Raw genomic sequence first — 20748 nt, 5'->3', positions numbered from 1 at the left:
ATAGCTCGAGCGCCAGGGCGCTCGCTATTCCTCCTCCAACTGCTGGCGACGCTGGTCACGCTCCTTCTGCAGACGGTTGTTGCGATAACGCCGGGCCAGCGCCACCGACAAGGCAATCACCAGCATTACCGCCAGCGTCAGGCCCTGCCAGGGGCGGGGTGACTCGAGCCGAGTTCCGAGCAGGAAGATCAGGATAAAACCCAGCGCCTGGCTGCCGATGGCCAGTACACGCAGGGGATCGAAGGCTGATTTCTGCGCCATGCCTGTATCCGGTTGGTGGACGAGGGCCCGATGATACCAGTCGTCACCGGGCGATGTCGGCTCAACCAGCAACCGGATGACAGCACCCCCTCAGCCCAGTAGGCTTGCCGATGAAGTGAGACACTCAGTACCCCGAGTGTCCACAAAGCCACTGGAGCGCTCTCGAAACATGGATGCCATCGCTATCGGCCCGCTGCTGTTGAGCCTGCCGCGTCTATACGCCTTTGCTGCCACTCTCGTCCTACTGGCGGCCAGTGCCTTTCTCCTCGGTCTGCCCCGCCGCACTCATGGCCGCTGGTTCAATGGACTGCTGCTGTGCTGGTTGCTGGGCGCCAGGTTGGGATATGTGGTGATGCACTGGGACGCCTGGCAGGCCACGCCGCTGGATATCATTAAACTATGGGTGCCGGGTTACAGTGGCATCTGGGGTCTGGCGGCCGCCTTGTTGTGGACGCTCTGGGCCCTGCGCCGACACATCGGAGCCATGCTCGGCGCCTGTGCCCTGACCATCCTCGCCTCACTGGGCTGGCTGGCGGTGGTGACCCTGGCACCGATCGGCCCGGCGCCCTCACCTCAGGAAGTTCCGGCCCTGATACTCGAGGATATCGACGGTAACCCCATCGATCTGAGCACGCTGACCGGCAAACCGCTGATCGTCAATCTCTGGGCCACCTGGTGCCCACCCTGTCGGCGTGAAATGCCGCTGCTGGCGGAGTTCGATCAGCGCGATGACGTTACCGTGGTGGTCGCCAATCAAGGCGAAGACCTGACCACCATCACCCGCTTTCTCGACACTGAATCACTCGAATTCCGTTACGCCCTGCTTGATCCTCGCCAGCAGTTGCTCTCCGCCAGTGAGTCGCCGGGCCTACCGACTACACTGCTGTTCGACGCCGAGGGAAAGCTGCTTGATCGCCATGTGGGGGAGTTGACTCTGCCTCTGATGAGGGACTGGCTGAATCGTTGAATCAGTGTCAGGCTGATAAACGCTGCCGGTGAACCGCACCAGCAGTCTCAGGGCCGAGGCCGACACCCAGGCCTCGGCCCAACCAGGTCCGATCTCCCAACTTCTGCCGCGGACCTTTCGTACAATCTCTTAAGCCTGCCGCAGGATTACTGTAAGATACCGCGCCCTGCTGTCGGAGGTTCTCCCCATCCTCGACGGCTACGACCCGAATTGACGCATCTTCCGAGGCATCATGAGCGACTTCTCTCCCGGCCAGCGCTGGATCAGCGACGGTGAGGCCGAACTCGGCCTGGGCACTATTCTCAGCTGCGATGCGCGCAGCATCACCGTGCTCTTCGGCGCCAGCCAGGAAACTCGTACCTACAGCACCCGCCAGGCACCTCTGACACGCGTTGCGTTCGGCAGCGGCGACCGTATCCAGTCCTCCGAAGGCTGGCAGATGACCGTCGACGACTCAAAGGAAGTCGGTGGCCTGATCGTCTACATCGGCGAGGACGACAACGGTGAGCTGTGTGAGCTTCCCGAGGCGCAACTGGCCGACACCATGCAGTTCGACCAGGCTCGAGATCGCCTGCTGACTGGACAGGTCGATCGCAATGACTGGTTCGACCTGCGTTTCCGTACCCTGCACCACCACCACCGCGTCGAGCAGAACCCGGCTCTCGGCCTGAGTGGGCCACGCATCGACCTGATTCCGCATCAGCTGTACATCGCCGATGAAGTATCATCACGCAGGGCGCCACGCGTGCTGCTGGCCGATGAAGTCGGCCTGGGCAAGACCATCGAAGCGGGCCTGGTGCTCCATCGCCTGCTGTTGACCGGCCGTGTCGAGCGTGCCCTGATCCTGGTGCCCGCCAGCCTGACCCACCAGTGGTTGGTCGAGCTACTGCGCCGTTTCTCGCTGTCGGTGACATTGCTCGACGAACAGCAATGTCAGGCCTACGGTGACAGCAATCCCTTCGACGCGGGTCAGCTGGTGCTGGCCAGTCAGGACTGGCTGTTTGCCAACCCTCGTCGCCAGCAGCAGGCGGATGCCTGCAAGTGGGACCTGCTGATCGTCGACGAGGCTCACCACCTCGAATGGAGCGGGGACGAGGTCGGCCCCGGCTATGACTGTGTCGAGCGCCTCGCCCAGGCCACTGAAGGTGTGCTGTTGCTCACCGCCACGCCGGAACAGATGGGTCTGGCCAGCCATTTTGCTCGCCTGCGCCTGCTTGATCCGGATCGCTACGCCAGCCTTGATGATTTCCGCGACGAGGAGCGTGGTTATGTGGCCGTCGCCCAAGCCATCGAGGCGCTTGAGGTCGCCGAGGATCAGTCGCTGGACGCTGCGGCACGTGACCACGTTGGTGCTGTTGCCGACGATACCGATAGTCAGGCACTGCTCGAGACGCTTTCCAACCCGGAGTGCAGCGACGAACAACGCACCGCGGCCCGCGCTCAGCTACGCGATCAACTGCTCGACCGCCACGGCACCGGCCGCGTGATGTTCCGCAACAGTCGACGCCACGTCGGTGGCTTCCCCGAGCGCCGCCTGCATGTCAGCCAGCTTGAGCTGCCCTCTTCGTATCGTCGAGTGCTGCGCCGCCTGGCCCGCGATGAGGACTACCTCGACGAGCTGCTGATCGAGACTGGCCTCGACCACCCGGAGGTGATGATCTACCTCGACGGCATGTACCGCGCCCTTGAGGACGACCCTCTCAATGCCGAGCCCTGGTGGCAAATCGACCCTCGCGTAACCTGGCTGCTGGAGCAGTTGACCGAGCTGGGTGACGACAAGGTGCTGGTGATTGCTCATGATCGTGAGACCGCCCAGGGTCTATCCGAGGCCTTGCGCGTCCTCGGCGGCATTCAGGCACCGGTCTTCCATGAAGGCATGTCGCTGGTCGAGCGTGACAGAGCCGCTGCCGCCTTCGCCGATGACGAGGATGGCTGCCAGGTGCTGGTGTGCTCGGAGATCGGCTCAGAAGGCCGCAACTTCCAATTCTGCCGCCACCTGGTGATGTTCGACCTGCCACTGCACCCGGATCAACTGGAGCAGCGAATCGGGCGCCTCGATCGCATTGGCCAGCGCCATGCCATCGAGATTCATGTTCCGGTGTTCGAGGACAGCCCGGGCGAGAAGCTGCTGCGCTGGTATCAGCAGGGCATGGATGCCTTCGACGCACCCCATGGTCTCGGCAATGAGCTGCATGATGCCTTCGGTGACGAGCTGGCGGAGAGCCTGCTCGACGACGAGGCGCTGGGCGAGGTGATCAGCGAGACTCGCGCCCTGTTCGAGTCGCGTCTGAAGGAACGCGACGCCGGACGCAACCGTCTGCTGGAACTCAATGCCTGTCGTCCCGAGCGGGCCACCAGCGTAATCGAGTCGATTGGCGAGCTGGATGAAGACCGCGCCCTGCCTCGCTACCTCGATCAGGCACTGGACATCTTCGGCGTCGACAGCCGCGATCTCGGCAACGGCCTGCAGCACCTGGTGCCCAGCCCCCAGATGCTGGATGGACTGCCGGGCCTGGTAAAGGGCGAGGAAGGCTTTACCGCCACCACCTCGCGGCTGCGTGCCCTGGGACGTGATGACATCCAGCGCCTCTCCTGGGAGCACCCGCTACTACGCGAGATGATGGGGCGTATTCTCGACGGACCGATGGGCAACACTGCGTTGGCGCTGCTCAAGCACCCGGCCATTCCCGCCGGACGCCTGATGGCCGAGCTGATCTTCCGGACTCACTGCCCGGCACCCAAGCGCCTGCACCTCAACCGCTTCCTGCCACCGACAGCGGTGCGCGTGTTGCTCGACGAGAGTGGCGCCAACCTGACCGACAAGGTGTCCTTCACCGGGCTGTCGAAGAACCTGCAGAAGGTCAAGAAGGCCGTCGCCAGGGAGTTGATCAAGTCCCGTCATGAGCAGCTGCGGGATCTGCTCGACCGTGCCGAAAACGAGGCCCAGCGTGAGCTGCCGAGCATTGTCGAAGCCGCCCAGACCCGTATGCGGGCAGCTCTCGACAATGAGCTGACCAGACTCGAGGCGCTGGCCAGACGCAACCCCTCGGTGCGTGAAGACGAGATCAACGCCCTGCGCAATGAACGCAAGGCGCTGGATAACGTCATCGAAAGCACTCGCCTGCGGCTGGATGCGGTTCGGGTCATCGTGACCATTGAGCAATAGGCCAGCCAGTAGCGACAGCTCGAGGGAGAGCGCCATCGCTGTGCTCATGAAGCCGTGCTTATAAAGGCACGCTTCATGAGCCGGCACTTCATAAGCTCATGTTCTACAAACTGATGTTCTACAAACTGGTGCTTTACAAGACAGCGATTTAAAGAAGAGCTTCCAGGGCCTCGTCCAGGGTCCGATAGCGAAACGGGAAGCCTTCCTGCTCAAGGCGTCGGGGTACCATCCTGGCGCCGGTCAGCAACAGTCTCGACAGCTCTCCAAGCATGGTCTGCAGCACCCGCTCCGGCATGGCCAGCAGGGTCGGCCGGTGCAGGTGCTCGCCCAGTCGCCTGGTGAACTCGGCATTCATCACCGGATTCGGCGCACAGGCATTGAAGGCACCAGACAGATCATCGCGGCCCAGCAGCCAGATGATGATCTGGACCATATCCTCGCGGTGGATCCACGGCATGAATTGCTCACCGCTCCCCAGGCGGCCGCCTAGCCCCATCTTGAAAGGTGGCAGCATGCGCTTGAGCATGCCGCCATCCTTGTCCAGCACCAGTCCGGTCCGTACAACGGCCAGGCGTACGCCATACTCGGTAACGCCCTCAGCGGCCTGCTCCCAACGCAGACACATGCGATGCACAAACTCGTCGTTCGGCAACGTCTCCTCGGTCACTTCCGGCGCCTCGACACCACCGCCCTGGTCGCCATAGAAGCCCATGGCCGACCCGGACACCATCACCTTTGGTGGGGTGCCTGTCTGCGCCAGCTGCTCGCACAGCATGACCAGCTCACGAGTGGCATTGATACGCGAGTCGAGCAATTTTTCCTTGTGGGAGTCGGTCCAGCGCTTCTCGGCTATCGGCTCACCGGCGAGATTGACCAGTGCCGTGGGTGCGCTATCGACGAAGTCCAGGGCGCTGGTACGAATATCCACTTGCTTCGGTAACCGTTGACGGGCCCGCTCCGGGTCGCGAGACACCACCAGAACCCGGTGCCCGGTCTCGACCAGGACACGGCAGAGTCGCTGGCCGATGAAGCCGCTCCCACCTGTTATCAGTACTCGCATTGGCACTCTCCTCTGTGGTCACCCTGACGAAGCCCGTCGTATACCCCAATTACCTGACATCAGTATCCTCTTGAATACCACCCAATCCCAGGAATACTGCGCGATGGGCCATAGATCAAGCCTACTGGTCATGCGTCAAGCATAGCCATATCGTCTTTACAGGCATCGAGCCGACGACAGTATTTTCTATACAAGAACTGTACAGAGATCGGTGGAATCGCTTGCCACACTGACGGCTGTTAGCCTATAGCTGATCCGTACCACTGACTCATCACGCACCGGTGACACTCGTCGCCCTTCAGGGATTTCACCATGTCCTATGCTCTGATACTGCTCGCCCATGGATCCAGTGACTCTCGCTGGCGTGCGCCTTTCGAACACTTTCGTGACGCTCTGGTACCACGCCTGGATACCCCGATTCGGCTGGCCTACATGGAGCTCTGCGATCCCTCGCTGGAAGATAGTGTGGCCCAACTGGTATCCGCCGGAATAACACAGATTGAAGTGTTGCCGCTGTTCTTTGCCGCAGGGCGCCACCTGCGCAACGATGTTCCGGCACAGATCGAGCAGATCGCCCGTGGCCATGAAGGACTCGACATCACCTTGCTGGCACCGGTTGGCGAGCACCCCGACTTCATCGCAGCCCTCGCTACGGCTGTCGCCGACCAGGTCGGTGAGTCACTCCACTCACAGCGCTGAATACCCTGGCCCGGTACGGTGACGGTGACGGTGACGGTGACGGTGAGCAAATGATGTGACTGACACGTGACTTTCATCACATGCTGGAGAGGCTGCTTGCTTCCCTGTGCCACAGCAAGAAGACCAACGCGCCACCAACGCTACCGGCCGATGGGATAATGTAGACTGGACAATAGCTATACAATTATCGACGCAGGCCGGGAGGGGCACGGAGATATCGACGCTTCCCGCCCAGGATCGTCATCCAACGAGGCTCTCATGAGCAACACGGTGCCCCCGACAACCGACGCTCCCCTTTATCCAATACGTGAGGTGTCACGGCTTACCGGGGTCAACTCGGTGACACTGCGTGCCTGGGAACGACGCTATGGCCTGATCAAGCCTCGCCGGACTCCCAAGGGACACCGGCTTTACGCGCGCAGCGATATCGAGCGCATCGAGCGCATTCTGCAATGGCTCAATCGTGGCGTTCCGGTCAGCCAGGTGCTCGATCTGCTCGACCAGCCTGAACGCCATCAATCCTCTGAGATCTGCACGGGAGACTGGTCAAGCCTGTACCGCCAGGCGTTGATGGCTGTCGATACTCTCGACCTCAATCACCTTGAACGGCTGTACCTTCAGACACTGGCGCTCTATCCGGTCACGGCCTGCATCAGTGAACTGTGGCAGCCGCTGATCATCCAGCTTGAGGAGCAGTGGGACGGTCAGCCGGGGACATCACTGCAGAGACGATGCCTGGAATCCTTCTTCAGGACCCGCCTCGGTATTCGCCTCTACCATGCCAGCCAGACCTGCCAGGGCCCGATCCTGCTGGTCGATACCCTGCCGGGCGATGAAGGGACGCTGTGGACCATGATGCTGGCGCTTGCTGCCAGTGATCGCGGCTACTGCGTGCATCTGTTCGATGCTCCGCTGCCCTTTAGTGATCTCCCTCTTGCCCGGCAGCGTCTGCAACTGGACGCCATCGTACTGAGCAGCGGCCAGGCGGAGAGTGCGGACATGATCCGCCGTCAGTTGCCACGTCTGGCAGAACAGCTCGACACACCGCTAGCCCTGTGTGGCCCGGTGGCACGTATCCGAGCACCAGACCTCAAGGGCAGTAACGTCATACTACTCGGCGACAATATTCCCCAGGCGCTGGATCGTTTGCGTCCGGTGTTGGGCAATGGCGCCCCTCTGGCCCCTTGAACGATCCCTAACGCATTATCCTCGTTTTCTCGTTCTCTACCGGCCTACCAGCCACGGCGGGAAGCTCCACATGCCGACAGTGCGGTACTTATTATTAACATGGCAATCAAATAGCCCATCCTGATCGATTTGATTGTCGTCCGCACCGCACTGGCGCAGATGCGTGGATCTGCTGGTGTGGTGCGGTCTCGCGTCGGCCTGATGGCCGACGGCGGCACGTCCCTGTGCCGCAATCAACCCAACATGAAAGCATGCCGGGTTAATAACTTCCGGCCCATGATCTCGCCCTTACAATGATGCCTGACGGTTCTGGAATACCATGAGCTTACACAATCCCACTCTGATGTGGTTCCGCAGTGACCTGCGGGTCAACGACAATACGGCATTGCACAGAGCAGCCCGCAACGGGCCGGTCGTTGGTGTATTTCTCGGCTGTCGCGAGCAATGGAAACAACATGGTCACGGCGCCAACAAGATCAATTTCTGGCTACGCGGCGTCGCTGATCTGGGCGAGTCGCTGGCAAGGCTCGATATTCCACTGCTGTATCGCGATGTCGGGCACTTCTCCGAAGTTCCGGAGGCATTGATTGGCCTGGCTCGAGAGCTGGGGGCCGAGGCACTGCACTTCAACCGCGAGTATCCGCTCAACGAATGGCAACGTGACGAGGCGGTCATCGAGCGCTTCAAGCAGGTAGATCTGAGAGTTCATGCTCACCGCGACGCGGTCGCCTTTACCCCCGGCGAACTGCTCACGGGAAAGGGCGACTTCTACAGTGTCTTTACTCCCTTTTCCCGAGCCTGGCACCGCCAGATCGAGCCATCTCGCCTGGAACTGCTGGATGCTCCGAAGCGCCAGCAGGCGTTGGAAGTCTCCAGCGATCCGAGCCCCGAGATCCCCACAGTGCCCTCGTGTATCGAACAGCAGTGGCCTGCCGGTGAAACACACGCCGCTAACCGGCTGTCACGCTTTCTCGAGCAGCGTGCCCGACACTACGCCGAAGCCCGCGACTATCCGGCACAGCCTGGTACCAGCGAGCTCTCTCCCTACCTCAGTCTCGGCATGATTTCCTGGCGGCAATGCCTTCAGGCGGCCATGTCGGCCAACCAGGGGAGCCTCGGTGAGGGTGATGCGGGACTGATGGCGTGGATCAATGAGCTGATCTGGCGTGAGTTCTATCAGCATGTCTGCTGGGGCTTTCCACGAGTCTGCCGGGGCCACGCCTTTCAGCAGCATACCGAGACACTGGCGTGGCGTGATGCGCCCAATGACCTGGCCGCCTGGCGCGAAGGTCGCACCGGCTATCCAATCGTCGACGCTGCCATGCGCCAGTTGACCAACACCGGCTGGATGCACAATCGCCTGCGCATGGTCGTGGCGATGTTTCTGTCCAAGCATTTGCTGATCGACTGGCGCGAAGGCGAAGCCTTCTTCATGCAGCACCTGATCGATGGCGACTTTGCCTCGAACAACGGAGGCTGGCAGTGGGCAGCCTCCACCGGCACCGATGCCGCGCCCTGGTTTCGCATCTTCAACCCCACCACCCAGTCGCAGCGCTTTGATGCCGATGGCAACTTCATTGCCGAATGGCTACCGGAACTCGCGGATCTTCCTCCTCGCATGCGCCATGCACCAGCCACCGACCTGGTGAGTGACACCGGTTATCCGGCACCACTCATCGAGCACAAGGTAGCACGCCAGCGTGCGCTCGACGCCTTCAAGTCGCTGACAAAGGGCTCCTGATCAGCTCGGAGAGGCTTCATACATCGCCATGGAGCCACTGAAATCTGTACGCTTGTGCGCCGCCAGTCGCGCCCTGTTCGCCCCATGGTGCTCGAACTCCTCGGGCAGAGGCCAGACAAGGGCGCACTCTTTCTCCGTGTCGCTCAGTGGTGCGTCTTTGCAATGTTGAGGTTGCGGCGAATTTCCTGGTCAAGATTAGCCACCCAACGATTATAGTTGCGATGGATCTTTCCACCGGAGTGGTTCAAGTCGATTGAATTTTTATAAATAATGGAATAATTGCTGCTTGAGTATGGAATGCTCACTGTCGCTTGATGGGTGCGGACATCAATGACTGCAGTTATTTCATTCCCGTGGTCAGCGACAATCACCCAGCCAAGGCTTGTTGCGGCATCAGTAATGGCTTGACGTACTTCCTCATCGCTCGCTGTCGATGTGATGACCTGTTTCTCGACATTTTGAATAGGCTGGGATGTAGTACACGCTGACAAACCAGAAACCATGATAAAAAACAGAATAGCCAGGATGATGTGTTTCACGAGGAGCACTCCTTGTCGGTGGAATCATGACTCTATCGCCAGGATATCGGATATATATGGCGGATATCAAGGGATATCATCAGCTTCGGAAAGAGCCGCAAGCCCAGAGGAGACACCCTCTGATTGAGAGAGGAACATGAAACATCATGACCTCACCCACAACTCTGAAATCGCTTTGTGTGTGGTGAGAGGAAAGGTCTTACCAGATAAGAAAAAACCAGCATAGTTTGATCAATAATCAAGCATACCCATAAGCCAATCTTCATCACTGGCAGAACGGCGAAGAATATTTCAGCACAGAGCTGGAAGAAAAATAGCGAATCAGCACAAAATCGTTAGCTTATTTTCATAGACATCCTTGGACGAAAAAACAGATCACCATCCGCATATTCCTGCATAGAAAGCTCATCCAGCAATCCAGTGATAAAGATGCTCTCGAGTCGCTGACAAGGGTCTTCTGATCAGCTCGGAGAGGCTTCATACATCGCCATGGAGCCACTGAGGTCTGTGCGCTTGTGCGCCACCAACTGCGCGCCATAGCGCTCGAACTCCTCGGCCGGCATCGGGGCTGCATAGAAGTAGCCCTGTGCCAGCTGGCACCCGGCCTGCAGTAGGTGATCACGCTGCTCGCGGCTTTCAACGCCCTCGGCGATCACCTGCAACCCCAGGCCACTGGCCATGGACACGACGGCGTCGACAATTGCCACATCGGCAGGGTCCTCGGGCAGGGCCTGAACAAAGGCTCGATCCAGCTTGAGCTTGTCGACGGGTAGATGCTTCAGATAGCCCAGCGATGAATAGCCAGTACCGAAGTCATCCAGTGCGACCGGATGCCCCGAGCGCCGCAGGCCCTGGAGACGCCCGACGATATCGCCGGCACGCTCATCCAGCAGCACCGACTCGGTCAGTTCGACCCCCAACCGATATGCAGGCAGGCCGTGGCGATGTAGTGCACTGCTCAACGTCGACTCCAGGTTTCCCTGAAACAACTGCATCGCCGAAATGTTGATCCATACCGGCAACTCCGTCAGCTCCGGTGAATGCCAATGTGCCAGCTGAGCCGCCGCCTGACTGATCACCCAACTTCCGAGCGACGCCATCAAGCCATGGCGTTCGGCCAGACCGATGAAAGCATCCGGCGGGATCATGCCCTGCTGCGGATGACGCCAGCGTAGCAGCGCCTCGGCGCCAACCAGCTCACCGTCCCCAAGGCGATGCTGTGGTTGATAATGAAGCTCCAGTTGATCGCCACTGGTCAGGGCTGTCCGCAGGTCATTGAGCAGCCCGAGATCAGGCACCGACTCGACATTCAGCGCCGGACGAAAGCGTAGACCCTGATTGCCACCGAGCCGTTGAGCCGAACAAAGCGCCGATTCCAGGCGCTGGAACAACACACCATGGTCGCTCCCATCCTCCGGAGCCCTACAGCTACCCACAGTGATGCCAAGGCGCAGCGGCACACCATCAACGCTAAAGGGCTCCAGCAGGTGACGACGCACATCCTCGACCCAGCTCTCATGATCCTCGTATGTGGTGGTACGCAGCACCATGAACTCGTCCCCTCCCATGCGTCCGACCACACCTCCCGCAACATGACAGGCCAGACGTTTGCCGAACCGGGCCAGCAGGCGATCACCAACATCCACCCCCATGGCATCGTTGATGTCCTTGAAACCACGGATATCGATCAGTGCCAGATCCAGATTCTCTCCCGCCCGCATATGGCGCAGGCGAGATGCCAGCAGCTCATTGAGACGACGCCGATTGGGTAGTCCGGTCAAGGGATCCTCTCGGCCGATACGTCGCAGATCCTGCTCCCGAGCCTTGTGCAACGAGATATCGCTGAACACTCCAACCAGATGCTGCACTCGGCCGTTGGCTGCAGTCACGGCACAGATCGACAACCACTCGGGGAACTCCTCGCCACTGCGACGACGCTGCCACATCTCGCCCTCCCAGCGTCCGGTGCTCTGCAGCCGCTGGTGGAAACGCGCGAAGAAGGCCGTATCGTGGCGACTCGCCGCCAGATTGGCAGCATTCAAGCCCTGCACTTCGTCAGCGGCGTAGCCAGTGATCTCGGAAAACGCGGGATTGACTGCCAGGATGCGAAACCCGGCGTCGGTAATCATCACGGCGTCAGCGGACTGCAGCATCACCTGCTGAGCAAGCCGTGAGCGAAGACATTCCAGACGAACCTGACGCCAGGCGTCGAGAGCCGCGAGCAGGACCAGCCCCAGGCAAGCGATTCTCAGCCCTGGGTTCGGCAACCATGCACTCGCAGAGAAGGCCACCAGGCCCATCCAGACAAGCGGCCTGTTGAAGGACAGCGATGGCCACATGGCGATGTCATGCCTCCATGAAGAACGAGTATTGTGCGGAACTTACGGTCACCAGAAGGCTCTATCGGCGGGTCCGTGACATTCTTTAGATCACGCTCTAAAAGACTTCCGCACACGCCTGCGACCATCTTCCATAGGCCATGGCGTGCATTCGGCCAGCACGGACAGTAGACTAGACAGGCCGCCATGCGGCATCAATCGCCGCAAGCGGCTTACATCTCTTCGGAACTCGGAACGACTCAGTGACCAAGCAACACTCTTTCGATCGCGATCAATTGCTGGCGTGCAGCCGCGGTGAGCTGTTCGGCCCGGGCAATGCCCAGCTGCCGGCCCCCAACATGCTGATGCTGGACCGTATCACCCGCATCCACGAAGAGGGTGGCGAATATGGAAAGGGCGAACTGATCGCCGAGCTCGATATCCGCCCCGACCTGTGGTTCTTTGATTGTCACTTCCCGGGCGACCCCGTGATGCCTGGCTGCCTCGGCCTTGATGCCATGTGGCAGCTCGTGGGCTTCTATCTCGGCTGGCTCGGCCATCCGGGACGTGGCCGTGCCCTCGGCTGTGGAGAGGTCAAGTTCAGTGGCCAGATCCTGCCTGAGGCCAAGAAGGTCACGTACCGCATCAATATCAAGCGCGTCATCACCCGCCGCCTGATTCTGGGCATGGCGGACGGGACTGTCTCCGTCGATGGCCGCGACATCTATCAGGCCAACGATTTGCGCGTCGGCCTGTTCACCTCCACCGCGAACTTCTGAACAGGAGGCTTCCATGCGACGAGTGGTAGTCACTGGCCTGGGCATCGTGTCCTGTCTTGGAAACGATCGGCAACAGGTCCTCGAGGCGCTCCAGAATGGCCGTTCAGGCATTCGTTTCAAGGAAGAGTACGCCGACCTGGGCTTTCGCAGCCATGTTGCCGGCGTCGTGGACATCGACCTCGATGCGCTGATCGACCGCAAGCTGCGCCGCTTCATGGGTGATGCTGCAGCTTACGCCTACGTTTCCATGGCTCAGGCCATCGAGGACTCCGGCCTCGCGCCGGAACAGGTATCCAACGAGCGTACCGGGCTGATCGCCGGCTCCGGCGGTGCATCCAGTGCCAATCAGGTCGAAGCCGCCGATGTCATGCGCGAGAAGGGCCTGCGTCGCGTAGGTCCCTACCGTGTCACAAGGACCATGGGCAGCACGGTGTCCGCCTGTCTGGCCACCCCTTTCCAGATCAAGGGCGTCAACTACTCCATCTCTTCTGCCTGCGCAACGTCAGCTCACTGTATCGGCAGTGCCATGGAGCAGATCCAGCTGGGCAAGCAGGACATTGTGTTCGCCGGTGGTGGCGAGGAAGAGCACTGGACATTGTCCTGCCTTTTCGACGCCATGGGCGCGCTGTCCACCAGCTACAACGATGCTCCGGCAACTGCCTCCCGCCCCTATGACACCAGCCGCGACGGCTTTGTCATCGCCGGCGGTGGCGGCATGCTGGTGCTTGAAGAGCTGGAACATGCCAAGGCCCGTGGTGCGAAGATCTATGCTGAGGTCGTGGGCTACGGCGCCACCTCCGACGGCAAGGACATGGTGGCACCGTCCGGCGAAGGTGCTGTGCGCTGCATGCGTCAGGCGCTGTCGACCGTTGATGGCGGCATCGACTACGTCAACACCCACGGCACCTCAACTCCGGTGGGTGATGTCGCCGAGCTCAAGGCGATTCGTGAAGTGTTCGGCAACTCGACCCCCGCGATGAGTTCCACCAAATCCCTGACCGGCCATTCGCTGGGCGCAACGGGCGTGCAGGAAGCGATCTATTCCCTGCTGATGATGGAAAATGACTTCATCGCGGCCTCGGCGAACGTCAATGAGCTCGACGATCAGGCCGATGGTTTCGACATCGTCACCGACCGTCGTGATGGCGTGAAGCTCGAGCGGGTGCTGTCCAACAGCTTTGGCTTTGGTGGTACCAATGCCTGTCTGGTGTTGCAACGCTACCAGGACTGATTGGTCAGACTGCTGCAACAACAAACGGCGCCTTCGGGCGCCGTTTGTTGTTATCGATACGTCACGGATCCGGACCTACTCAAATCCGAGCCTATTCAGGTAGCGTCTGAGGCGCTTCGCTCTGTGTCGGTGCTGGACGTGGCACTGTGGAGATTTCCATCAGACGAGCTTCAATCCAGCTCTCGACTTCCACCAGCACCTCTTCCGGCGTACGACCAAGTGTGGGGATGGGCTCTCCCACCACCAGGCTGATGCGACCGGGCCGCTTGACCCAATCGCGCCCCGGCCAGCACTCCCCGGCGTTATGAGCCACAGGAACCACCGGCACGCCCGCTCGGCAGGCAATCACAGTGCCACTCTTGTTGTAACGGCGGCGCTTGCCCGGTTCAACTCGAGTACCTTCCGGGAAGATCAGTACGGTCAATCCCTCCTTGAGCCGCGCCGTTCCCTGGGACAGCACCTGACGCATGGCCCGAGCCGGCTTCGAGCGATCCAGAGCAATGGGATGCAGCAGGCGCAAGGCCCAGCCAAAGATCGGGATGCTCAACAGTTCCTTCTTCAGCACTGTACACACCGGCGGCTTGAGCAGCTGCAGATACACCGTCTCCCACTCACTCTGGTGGTTGGCAAGCATCACCACCGGTTCACCACTGAGATTCTCACGACCGCTGATTTCATAACGTACGCCACAGGCAATTCGGAACCAGGCCATGATGAAGTGGTTATAGAGGTTGAGCAGTAGATAGCGTGACCGCAACGGGACGAAGGGGGATGGTGGTAGAAACAGCACTCCACACACCAGCATCGCGGCAAAGTAGCCGATATAGAAGACGATACTGCGTACCACGTTCATGTTGAGCTCCCCTGCTCAGATGCTGCATCGGCATCCCTGGCCTCACACCAGCCATCCAGCATTCGCCCCACCTCCAGTCGCCATGGTTTCTGGTGTACCCCGAATACCTCCAGCACACGACGACAGTTGAGTACCCGGCGCAATGGCTGATCGTGGTGATGGCTCAGCGCCTTGACCTCGCCCAGACTGACCTCTTCGCCACGTCCTTCCAGACGGGTGTTCAGTTGCGTGCGTACCATGCACACGAAGGTATAGGCGCTCACCGGCTCGACACCGGCAAGGTGGTAACTTCCCCAGGCATCGGCACCGCATACCTGCTGTTGCAGCATGCCGATCAGCGCCATGGCCACTGCGTCGGCGGATGTCGGACACAGGGTAAGGTCCGATTCGGCCCGCACGCTCTCGCCGATGACCATGGTATCGAGCAGTTCCCCCAACCAGGAATGGGTACCTTCGAGCGCAAACAGTGGACCTACACGCACAATCAGATGCTGTGGGCACTCGGCACGGATGCGGTCTCCTGTCTTGACCAGTCGACGCAGCCCATCATCGCGAGGCGCCGGTATCACATGTTCATCGATGGGCGTCGGATGGCCGTCTTCATAGAGCTGATCGGAGACACACCAGACCAGCGGAATGCCGACGTCCTGACACGCCTCCATGCAGGCCTCTACCAGCTCGGCATGCTCGATGACCGCTGCTGGCGTCACACTGAAGGGACGCGAAAGAGGGGGAATGATCAGGGCATCAGGCTTCAATGACTCAAGCCTGTCGCGCTCGACCCCGATAGTGGGATCAGTCACCAGTTCAGTATCGCTGCGTTGGCTGCAGGCGCGAGCCAGCGCCAGCGACAGGCAATGTCCGGCATCCAGAATCAGCAGCTTCACGATGACTCCTCGTCTCTGGGGACGGTATGCTCCGGATATCACCCTGGCGACATCACATCAGGCGATATCCTGTACCGTCCCGCGAGCTACGGCAGGAACTCCATCCAGCGGAGCTCCAGAGCGCCATATTCTACACCAGATCACCATTCGCCTGCGCCCCGCCAAGTCGTCGTTTGATGCAGAAGATGGTCAAGTCAGATCGGGCATGATCAACAGCCCCATGATGCTGACCAGCACCAGCACGACACCAAGCACACGGAAGAAGACTTCAGAGCGACCGTCGATCAGATACTGGTGCACTTTTTCACCGAGCAGATGGCCGACCAACGCACAGGGCAGCAGCCACAGGTGGTGTATCAGTTGCAGGTCGACTCCGGCGATGATGAAGGACACCATCTTGATCACCACCAGGATGAACCACAGCACGAACAACGTATCGCGCAATTGATGGCGCGCTACGTGAGAAGCGAAGACCGCCACGATCAGCGGGGCACCGATCAGCGATGTGCCGCTGACATAGCCGCCCAGCGCCAGCAATACCACATCGACAACACGACTGTTGCTCCTGAAGGGACGATTGAGGGCATAGCTGATGCCATAGACGATCACGATGGTAAAGATCACCGCCGTCATCAGTTGTGCAGGTAGGGTAAGCAGCCCCACCACGCCGATCAGCTTGGGCACGATCATGATCGACAGCGCCTTGCCCAGATAGCGCCAATCGATATTGCTGTCGGCCGGAGGGTGGTCCGACAGCTGCCCGCTGACCATGCCGCCACCACTGACGCCTGCACCGGCGGCCTTCAACTGACGATGGCCCTGCCAGGCAATCCAGCTGGAAAAGATCATCAGGTGCACCGCGATCAACGGAAGGAAGACCAGCGGCTCGTTATGCACCAGCAACAGAAATGGCAGCGCCAGCACCGCCCCGCCGAAGCCCAGGCTCGAGCGCACGAACCCGCTCCAGCAGAAGATCAAACCGATCAAGGCGTACTGATACCACAGCAGATCCGCCATGGTGCCTCCTCTTGTACTCTGGTTGGCTGGCGACGATCGAGTCTGCTGTGATCGTGACAACAATGGGCCAACTGGCGCCATGCAGGGGCATGACGTCGGACGTCGCATGAACTGGATAACACTGAAAGATGGCGGGCGATGGCTCTGCGTGGATCAGAGCAATCGTTACCCGCCTTACTATCATGCCCTGAAAATGCCGCTACCGTCGAGCGGCGCCCACTAGTGTGGCGTCCCGCAAGTTCAGACAGAGCGGGCATGGAGAGCCTGGTTCATCGGTCCCCTTTTGCCGCCACACGCTCAAGCATGGGTTGCCACTCGGCACGTAATGACAGGCCAAAATGTCGGCCCAATACATCACCGAGTTCATGAGCATCCAGCAGACGCTCCTCGATGACGTTGCCACGACGCGTGATCCTGAAACGGTTGCCGCTCAAGGTATAGCGCGTCTCTTCTTCGGTGCGTGCGACCACCAGATCATGGCGAAAATGCGAGTCAGGGTGTTCGGCGACATAATGATTGGCCACGTCAAAATCGACACTCTTCCAGCGGAAATCGAGAATCTCGTACAGTGGCATCCAGAGGTCATCCCGTGCCGTTTCCACCATGTAGCCGTCATCACTCCTGACCAGGCGAAAATCGCCAAATACGGTTTGCTGTGGCTCATCCAATCGCCATGCCAATGGCACGTTCGGCATCATGCCACCGAATCCCACATCGACAAGCCACAGACGGTCTCCCGCCTGCACATTGAGTGCCGCATGGCTGGCCGCCGGGACGCCATCCTTCGGATCACGATGAACCCAGACCCGCGCCAGCAACGGCTCGACTCGATAGCCCAACCGACGCAACGTGCGCCCGAACAGACTGGCATGCTCGAAGCAATAGCCACCGCGACCTTCATCCAGCATCTTGCGATCCATGATCGCCGGGTTCAGCGCGACTCCCTGCCCCAGCATCACATCAATGGCCTCGAACGGTATTGTGGCCATATGTCTGGCCACCAGCGTCTCGAGCAGCTCGACGGTCGGTGTCAGTGGTCCTGTATATTCCAGACGTGACAGATATGCCTGCAGGTCCAGCCCCTCTTCCCGCTCACCTGACTCACCACATGCTTCAAATCGTTCACGAGATGTCATTGGCTCACCTCCCTGAAAGGGCGTCTGGCACGCGCTTCGCTCAGAGCATCAGCCCACCAGCCAAGCCTGGCCAGCATCAGGTCGAACGCCTGGCGTACTTCCTCTTCGTTCCGGAGGCTCCCGTCCTCGTTAAAGGCCCTGTAGGCGGAGGCAATACTCACCTGATCGCGCACACTGACGGCATGCAGTTCAGCAAATACGCCTCGCAACTGCTCTACCGCACGCAGCCCGCCGGATATGCCACCATAGGAAAGGAATGCTACCGGCTTGGCTTCCCACTCCTGTCTGGCCCCATCAATGATCGCCTTCAACGGCGCCGGGAAAGAGTGGTTGTACTCCGGGGTAATGACCAGAAAGGCGTCGGCCTCGGCCAGGGTCGCATTGCGTTCGCTGCTGGTACGGCCATCGAGAGGATCGACGACGCTGACCCGCAGGTGTTCATATCGAAGGAGTTGACGATGGGCCCAGTCAGCTACCGTATCGCAGAGTCGGCCATCACGGGCACTGCCGTAGACAAGGCAGAGATTGGTGGGGTTATGCATATCGCCTCCGGTTGATCCAACGGTTGACAGCGACAGCATGAGACCTGAACCAAGGTTTAGGTCAAGACCCCGGAGATAGATCATCTTGTCGGGCGTCTTCCTTCCCGTGAGCCTCGAGGTTGGAATATGGAAAAGCGGCGGTTGGCCATGACCAACCGCTGCTTTTATATTTCGCGAATGGCATTCGAACCAAGGCAGTGGCTGCCTGTTACTGGACACCGCAAACCCGATGATATTGCCTCGGATAGCCCCGGCCCATCAGGCGTCGATCAGACCTTCGTTGATGAGGAAGTCTTCAGCAACGTCCTCCACGGTCTGGCGGTCGACATCCACCCGCTCGTTGAGCTGACGCATGCTGTCGTCGTCCAGGCGCGCAGACAACTCATTCAACTGGGCTTCGAGGTCGGGATTGTCGTCCAGCGCCTGCTGATTCACGACGGGTGTCATGGCATAGGGCGGGAAGAACCCCTTGTCGTCCTCGAGCACCGTCAGATTGAAGGCCGACAGACGGCCATCCGTGGTCGTGGCGATGGCCACATCGACCTGTTCATCACGCAGGGCCGAGTAGGTCAGACCAGTATCCATCCGCTTGATATTGGCACGCCCGAAGCTGAAGCCATAGATTTCCTGCATGGGGCGCAGGCCATCGTCACGGGCGTAGAACTCCGCATTGGAGGCGAAGACCAGTTCCGCGCCGTCATTGACCACGGTGGCCAGATCCGAAATCGTTGCGATACCGCGCTCTTCAGCGTCCTCGGCACGCATCGCCAACGCGTAGGTGTTGTTGACGCCGGACGGCTCCAGCCATACCAGCCCCTTCTCGGCGTCCAGTTCCTTGACCCGCGCATAGGCCTCATCAGGGCCGAGTTTCTCCTCGACATCGTTGTAGACGATCAGTGACGTGCCGGTGTATTCCCAATACAGGTCGACCTGGCCATTCTCCTGCGCCTGGCGCAACACTGAAGACCCCATCCCGGCGCGACGATCCACGTCATACCCCAGGTGGTCAAGATATTGGGTGGTAATGCTGGAAATCAGCTGCTGTTCGGTAAAGTTCTTGCCACCGACGACCAGCTCATTCTCCTGCGCCGCCGCTGTTGGTACTACTGTGCCGGCAAGACTCAGTGATGCCAGTAGAGCCAAAGTCATCTGTTTCATGGGTCTGATTTCCTGTCACTGTTGTGGTTAGTTGGTTGGGCACTGCAAGTGGTAGGTGGCACTCGGCAAACGCCCGCACCTCACCTGCAAAGACCAGGCTTTGTGGAATCCCGGTTTGTGAGAACACTGTAGAAATCCGTCAACTGCCTCAAGTCTATGTCGGAAGGCCAGCAAAGCAATGTGGGAACTACGCGTATTCGCAATAGAGGGTATTTGGATCCGTGTTTGCTCTAGTGCTACAGGAGCCCCGAGATGACCATCGATGAATTCATTGCTCGTTATGGCGCAGGATTGGAGGAAATCAACCTGATGCCTCGACAACAGTCGTTGCGTGCCTATGAGCGGTTGGCGGCGAGTTTCCACAAGGAGGATCAGCGGATTGGCTGGCGTGATGACCGCGTGGCAGGAGTTGCCGTCAGGCGCTTCTTCATATGTCATCAGTCCCCGACCTCCCGGTATCTGGCGCCGATTGTGTACCTGCATGGAGGTGGCTGGACACTCGGTTCACCTGCCAGTCACCACGCCGCGGCGGAAGGCCTGGCACTGGAGCTAGGGCGGGAAGTGATCAGCGTGGACTACCGATTGATGCCCGAGGCCAACTACCCCCAGGCACTGCAGGATTGTCTGGATGTCGTGTCACGATGTGCCCCGGCAGTGCTTGCCGGAGACAGTGCCGGTGGCCGCCTCGCCATCGATACGGCTTTCAGGTATCGAAAGACAGGTTCGGACATCCTGCTCGGTCTGATCTATCCGGTGGTGGATGTGCCTCACCTCGATTTACTGGGAGCGGATGCCCCACTGTTCTCCAGAGCTGACGTCATGTCAGCCTGGCAACTCATTGCCGATCAGGCGCCGGCCCAGAGCCAACTGGAACCACCGGCGTCACGCATCGAAATACTCAGTGTTGAACAGGACCCTCTGTCACCGATGATTGCCAGGGCGGCATCACGATGGCGAAGCCAGGGGGCTCGAGTAGGAGAGCACATGGCGCCCGGCATGGTGCACAGCGCACTACAGGCGCGGACACAGCTCACGTCCATGGCCCTTGCCTGGCAACGCTTCTGCCGAGCTCTCGATGCTCAAGGGCAGCAGTCGCCACTCCAGCCCTGAGGCCATTCACCGAGAAGTGAAGGAGCAGGAACCAGGCCGAAGCCTCACCCACACAGGGCCTGTCATGCCGGAGTCTCATCGACGGCAACCACAACG

The 20748-nt window shown here is 60.0% G+C and carries 19 protein-coding genes; 8 read left to right on the top strand and 11 right to left on the bottom strand.

Annotated features, from left to right (window positions below):
- Window positions 1-24: 24 nt before the first annotated feature.
- On the bottom strand, window positions 25-261 hold the full coding sequence (locus tag BUE38_RS16895) for a hypothetical protein (protein ID WP_073436411.1): 237 nt from the start codon (window positions 259-261) through the stop codon (window positions 25-27).
- 169 nt (window positions 262-430) lie between these two features.
- Between BUE38_RS16895 and BUE38_RS16890 the strand changes: the two genes are divergently transcribed.
- Both BUE38_RS16890 and rapA read left to right on the top strand, forming a co-directional pair.
- The gene (locus BUE38_RS16890) at window positions 431-1228 is read left to right on the top strand and encodes a TlpA disulfide reductase family protein (protein ID WP_073436410.1); all 798 of its coding nucleotides are present in this window, start codon (window positions 431-433) and stop codon (window positions 1226-1228) included.
- 232 nt (window positions 1229-1460) lie between these two features.
- Window positions 1461-4394 (top strand): RNA polymerase-associated protein RapA, encoded by a 2934-nt coding sequence (gene rapA / locus BUE38_RS16885; protein ID WP_073436409.1) that lies wholly within the window; start codon window positions 1461-1463, stop codon window positions 4392-4394.
- Between the two features lie 148 nt (window positions 4395-4542).
- Here rapA and BUE38_RS16880 read toward each other — a convergent pair whose 3' ends face one another.
- Window positions 4543-5454 (bottom strand): TIGR01777 family oxidoreductase, encoded by a 912-nt coding sequence (locus tag BUE38_RS16880; RefSeq protein WP_073436408.1) that lies wholly within the window; start codon window positions 5452-5454, stop codon window positions 4543-4545.
- 312 nt (window positions 5455-5766) lie between these two features.
- On the opposite strand from BUE38_RS16880, the gene BUE38_RS16875 reads away from it, so the two are divergent.
- Together BUE38_RS16875 and BUE38_RS16870 are read left to right on the top strand one after the other, a co-directional pair.
- A complete protein-coding gene (locus BUE38_RS16875) occupies window positions 5767-6153 on the top strand; it encodes a sirohydrochlorin chelatase (RefSeq protein ID WP_073436407.1) in 387 nt (128 codons plus the stop codon).
- Between the two features lie 258 nt (window positions 6154-6411).
- Window positions 6412-7341, top strand: coding sequence for a MerR family transcriptional regulator (locus BUE38_RS16870; RefSeq protein ID WP_073436406.1), 930 nt, complete (start codon window positions 6412-6414; stop codon window positions 7339-7341).
- Between the two features lie 36 nt (window positions 7342-7377).
- Here the strand turns inward: BUE38_RS16870 and BUE38_RS22690 are convergent, their stop codons facing one another.
- A complete protein-coding gene (locus BUE38_RS22690; protein ID WP_143166375.1) occupies window positions 7378-7578 on the bottom strand; it encodes a hypothetical protein in 201 nt (66 codons plus the stop codon).
- Between the two features lie 82 nt (window positions 7579-7660).
- Between BUE38_RS22690 and phrB the strand changes: the two genes are divergently transcribed.
- Window positions 7661-9082 carry a deoxyribodipyrimidine photo-lyase gene (phrB, locus tag BUE38_RS16865; protein ID WP_073436405.1) on the top strand — a complete coding sequence of 474 codons (1422 nt, stop codon included), beginning with the start codon at window positions 7661-7663 and terminating at the stop codon, window positions 9080-9082.
- A 143-nt stretch (window positions 9083-9225) separates the two neighbouring features.
- Here the strand turns inward: phrB and BUE38_RS16860 are convergent, their stop codons facing one another.
- Both BUE38_RS16860 and BUE38_RS16855 read right to left on the bottom strand, forming a co-directional pair.
- A complete protein-coding gene (locus tag BUE38_RS16860) occupies window positions 9226-9621 on the bottom strand; it encodes a hypothetical protein (protein ID WP_084542004.1) in 396 nt (131 codons plus the stop codon).
- 461 nt (window positions 9622-10082) lie between these two features.
- On the bottom strand, window positions 10083-11960 hold the full coding sequence (locus tag BUE38_RS16855; protein WP_073436404.1) for a putative bifunctional diguanylate cyclase/phosphodiesterase: 1878 nt from the start codon (window positions 11958-11960) through the stop codon (window positions 10083-10085).
- Between the two features lie 242 nt (window positions 11961-12202).
- On the opposite strand from BUE38_RS16855, the gene fabA reads away from it, so the two are divergent.
- Together fabA and fabB are read left to right on the top strand one after the other, a co-directional pair.
- Window positions 12203-12718, top strand: a complete 516-nt coding sequence (gene fabA, locus BUE38_RS16850; protein WP_073436403.1) for a 3-hydroxyacyl-[acyl-carrier-protein] dehydratase FabA — start codon at window positions 12203-12205, stop codon at window positions 12716-12718.
- Between the two features lie 13 nt (window positions 12719-12731).
- Window positions 12732-13949 (top strand): beta-ketoacyl-ACP synthase I, encoded by a 1218-nt coding sequence (gene fabB / locus BUE38_RS16845; protein ID WP_073436402.1) that lies wholly within the window; start codon window positions 12732-12734, stop codon window positions 13947-13949.
- A gap of 91 nt (window positions 13950-14040) precedes the next feature.
- Here fabB and BUE38_RS16840 read toward each other — a convergent pair whose 3' ends face one another.
- The 6 genes from BUE38_RS16840 to BUE38_RS16815 all read right to left on the bottom strand — a co-directional run bounded on the left by BUE38_RS16840 (window position 14041) and on the right by BUE38_RS16815 (window position 19542).
- Window positions 14041-14802, bottom strand: a complete 762-nt coding sequence (locus BUE38_RS16840) for a lysophospholipid acyltransferase family protein (protein WP_073436401.1) — start codon at window positions 14800-14802, stop codon at window positions 14041-14043.
- A complete protein-coding gene (locus tag BUE38_RS16835; protein ID WP_073436400.1) occupies window positions 14799-15689 on the bottom strand; it encodes a sugar nucleotide-binding protein in 891 nt (296 codons plus the stop codon). The genes BUE38_RS16840 and BUE38_RS16835 overlap by 4 nt, the downstream gene beginning before the upstream one ends.
- Before the next feature lie 189 nt (window positions 15690-15878).
- The gene (locus tag BUE38_RS16830) at window positions 15879-16706 is read right to left on the bottom strand and encodes a sulfite exporter TauE/SafE family protein (protein WP_073436399.1); all 828 of its coding nucleotides are present in this window, start codon (window positions 16704-16706) and stop codon (window positions 15879-15881) included.
- Window positions 16707-16975: 269 nt separating this feature from the next.
- Window positions 16976-17842: an arylamine N-acetyltransferase family protein gene (locus BUE38_RS16825; protein ID WP_073436398.1), complete on the bottom strand. Its 867-nt coding sequence runs from the start codon at window positions 17840-17842 to the stop codon at window positions 16976-16978.
- Window positions 17839-18384, bottom strand: a complete 546-nt coding sequence (locus BUE38_RS16820; RefSeq protein WP_073436397.1) for an NADPH-dependent FMN reductase — start codon at window positions 18382-18384, stop codon at window positions 17839-17841. The genes BUE38_RS16825 and BUE38_RS16820 overlap by 4 nt, the downstream gene beginning before the upstream one ends.
- 258 nt (window positions 18385-18642) lie before the next feature.
- A complete protein-coding gene (locus tag BUE38_RS16815) occupies window positions 18643-19542 on the bottom strand; it encodes a glycine betaine ABC transporter substrate-binding protein (protein ID WP_073436396.1) in 900 nt (299 codons plus the stop codon).
- Window positions 19543-19794: 252 nt separating this feature from the next.
- Between BUE38_RS16815 and BUE38_RS16810 the strand changes: the two genes are divergently transcribed.
- Window positions 19795-20652: an alpha/beta hydrolase fold domain-containing protein gene (locus tag BUE38_RS16810; protein ID WP_073436395.1), complete on the top strand. Its 858-nt coding sequence runs from the start codon at window positions 19795-19797 to the stop codon at window positions 20650-20652.
- Window positions 20653-20748: the final 96 nt, after the last annotated feature.

It is taken from the genome of Halomonas cupida (assembly GCF_900142755.1).
Lineage (GTDB): Bacteria > Pseudomonadota > Gammaproteobacteria > Pseudomonadales > Halomonadaceae > Halomonas > Halomonas cupida.
This window is presented reverse-complemented; position numbering and strand designations above follow the sequence as displayed.

What these genes read in the sequence shown, in the direction of transcription:
- BUE38_RS16895 (WP_073436411.1), bottom strand. Translation starts at nt 261, where the DNA reads ATGGCGCAGAAATCAGCCTTCGATCCCCTGCGTGTACTGGCCATCGGC.
- BUE38_RS16890 (WP_073436410.1), top strand. Translation starts at nt 431, where the DNA reads ATGGATGCCATCGCTATCGGCCCGCTGCTGTTGAGCCTGCCGCGTCTA.
- rapA (WP_073436409.1), top strand. Translation starts at nt 1,461, where the DNA reads ATGAGCGACTTCTCTCCCGGCCAGCGCTGGATCAGCGACGGTGAGGCC.
- BUE38_RS16880 (WP_073436408.1), bottom strand. Translation starts at nt 5,454, where the DNA reads ATGCGAGTACTGATAACAGGTGGGAGCGGCTTCATCGGCCAGCGACTC.
- BUE38_RS16875 (WP_073436407.1), top strand. Translation starts at nt 5,767, where the DNA reads ATGTCCTATGCTCTGATACTGCTCGCCCATGGATCCAGTGACTCTCGC.
- BUE38_RS16870 (WP_073436406.1), top strand. Translation starts at nt 6,412, where the DNA reads ATGAGCAACACGGTGCCCCCGACAACCGACGCTCCCCTTTATCCAATA.
- phrB (WP_073436405.1), top strand. Translation starts at nt 7,661, where the DNA reads ATGAGCTTACACAATCCCACTCTGATGTGGTTCCGCAGTGACCTGCGG.
- BUE38_RS16855 (WP_073436404.1), bottom strand. Translation starts at nt 11,960, where the DNA reads ATGTGGCCATCGCTGTCCTTCAACAGGCCGCTTGTCTGGATGGGCCTG.
- fabB (WP_073436402.1), top strand. Translation starts at nt 12,732, where the DNA reads ATGCGACGAGTGGTAGTCACTGGCCTGGGCATCGTGTCCTGTCTTGGA.
- BUE38_RS16840 (WP_073436401.1), bottom strand. Translation starts at nt 14,802, where the DNA reads ATGAACGTGGTACGCAGTATCGTCTTCTATATCGGCTACTTTGCCGCG.
- BUE38_RS16830 (WP_073436399.1), bottom strand. Translation starts at nt 16,706, where the DNA reads ATGGCGGATCTGCTGTGGTATCAGTACGCCTTGATCGGTTTGATCTTC.
- BUE38_RS16825 (WP_073436398.1), bottom strand. Translation starts at nt 17,842, where the DNA reads ATGACATCTCGTGAACGATTTGAAGCATGTGGTGAGTCAGGTGAGCGG.
- BUE38_RS16820 (WP_073436397.1), bottom strand. Translation starts at nt 18,384, where the DNA reads ATGCATAACCCCACCAATCTCTGCCTTGTCTACGGCAGTGCCCGTGAT.
- BUE38_RS16815 (WP_073436396.1), bottom strand. Translation starts at nt 19,542, where the DNA reads ATGAAACAGATGACTTTGGCTCTACTGGCATCACTGAGTCTTGCCGGC.
- BUE38_RS16810 (WP_073436395.1), top strand. Translation starts at nt 19,795, where the DNA reads ATGACCATCGATGAATTCATTGCTCGTTATGGCGCAGGATTGGAGGAA.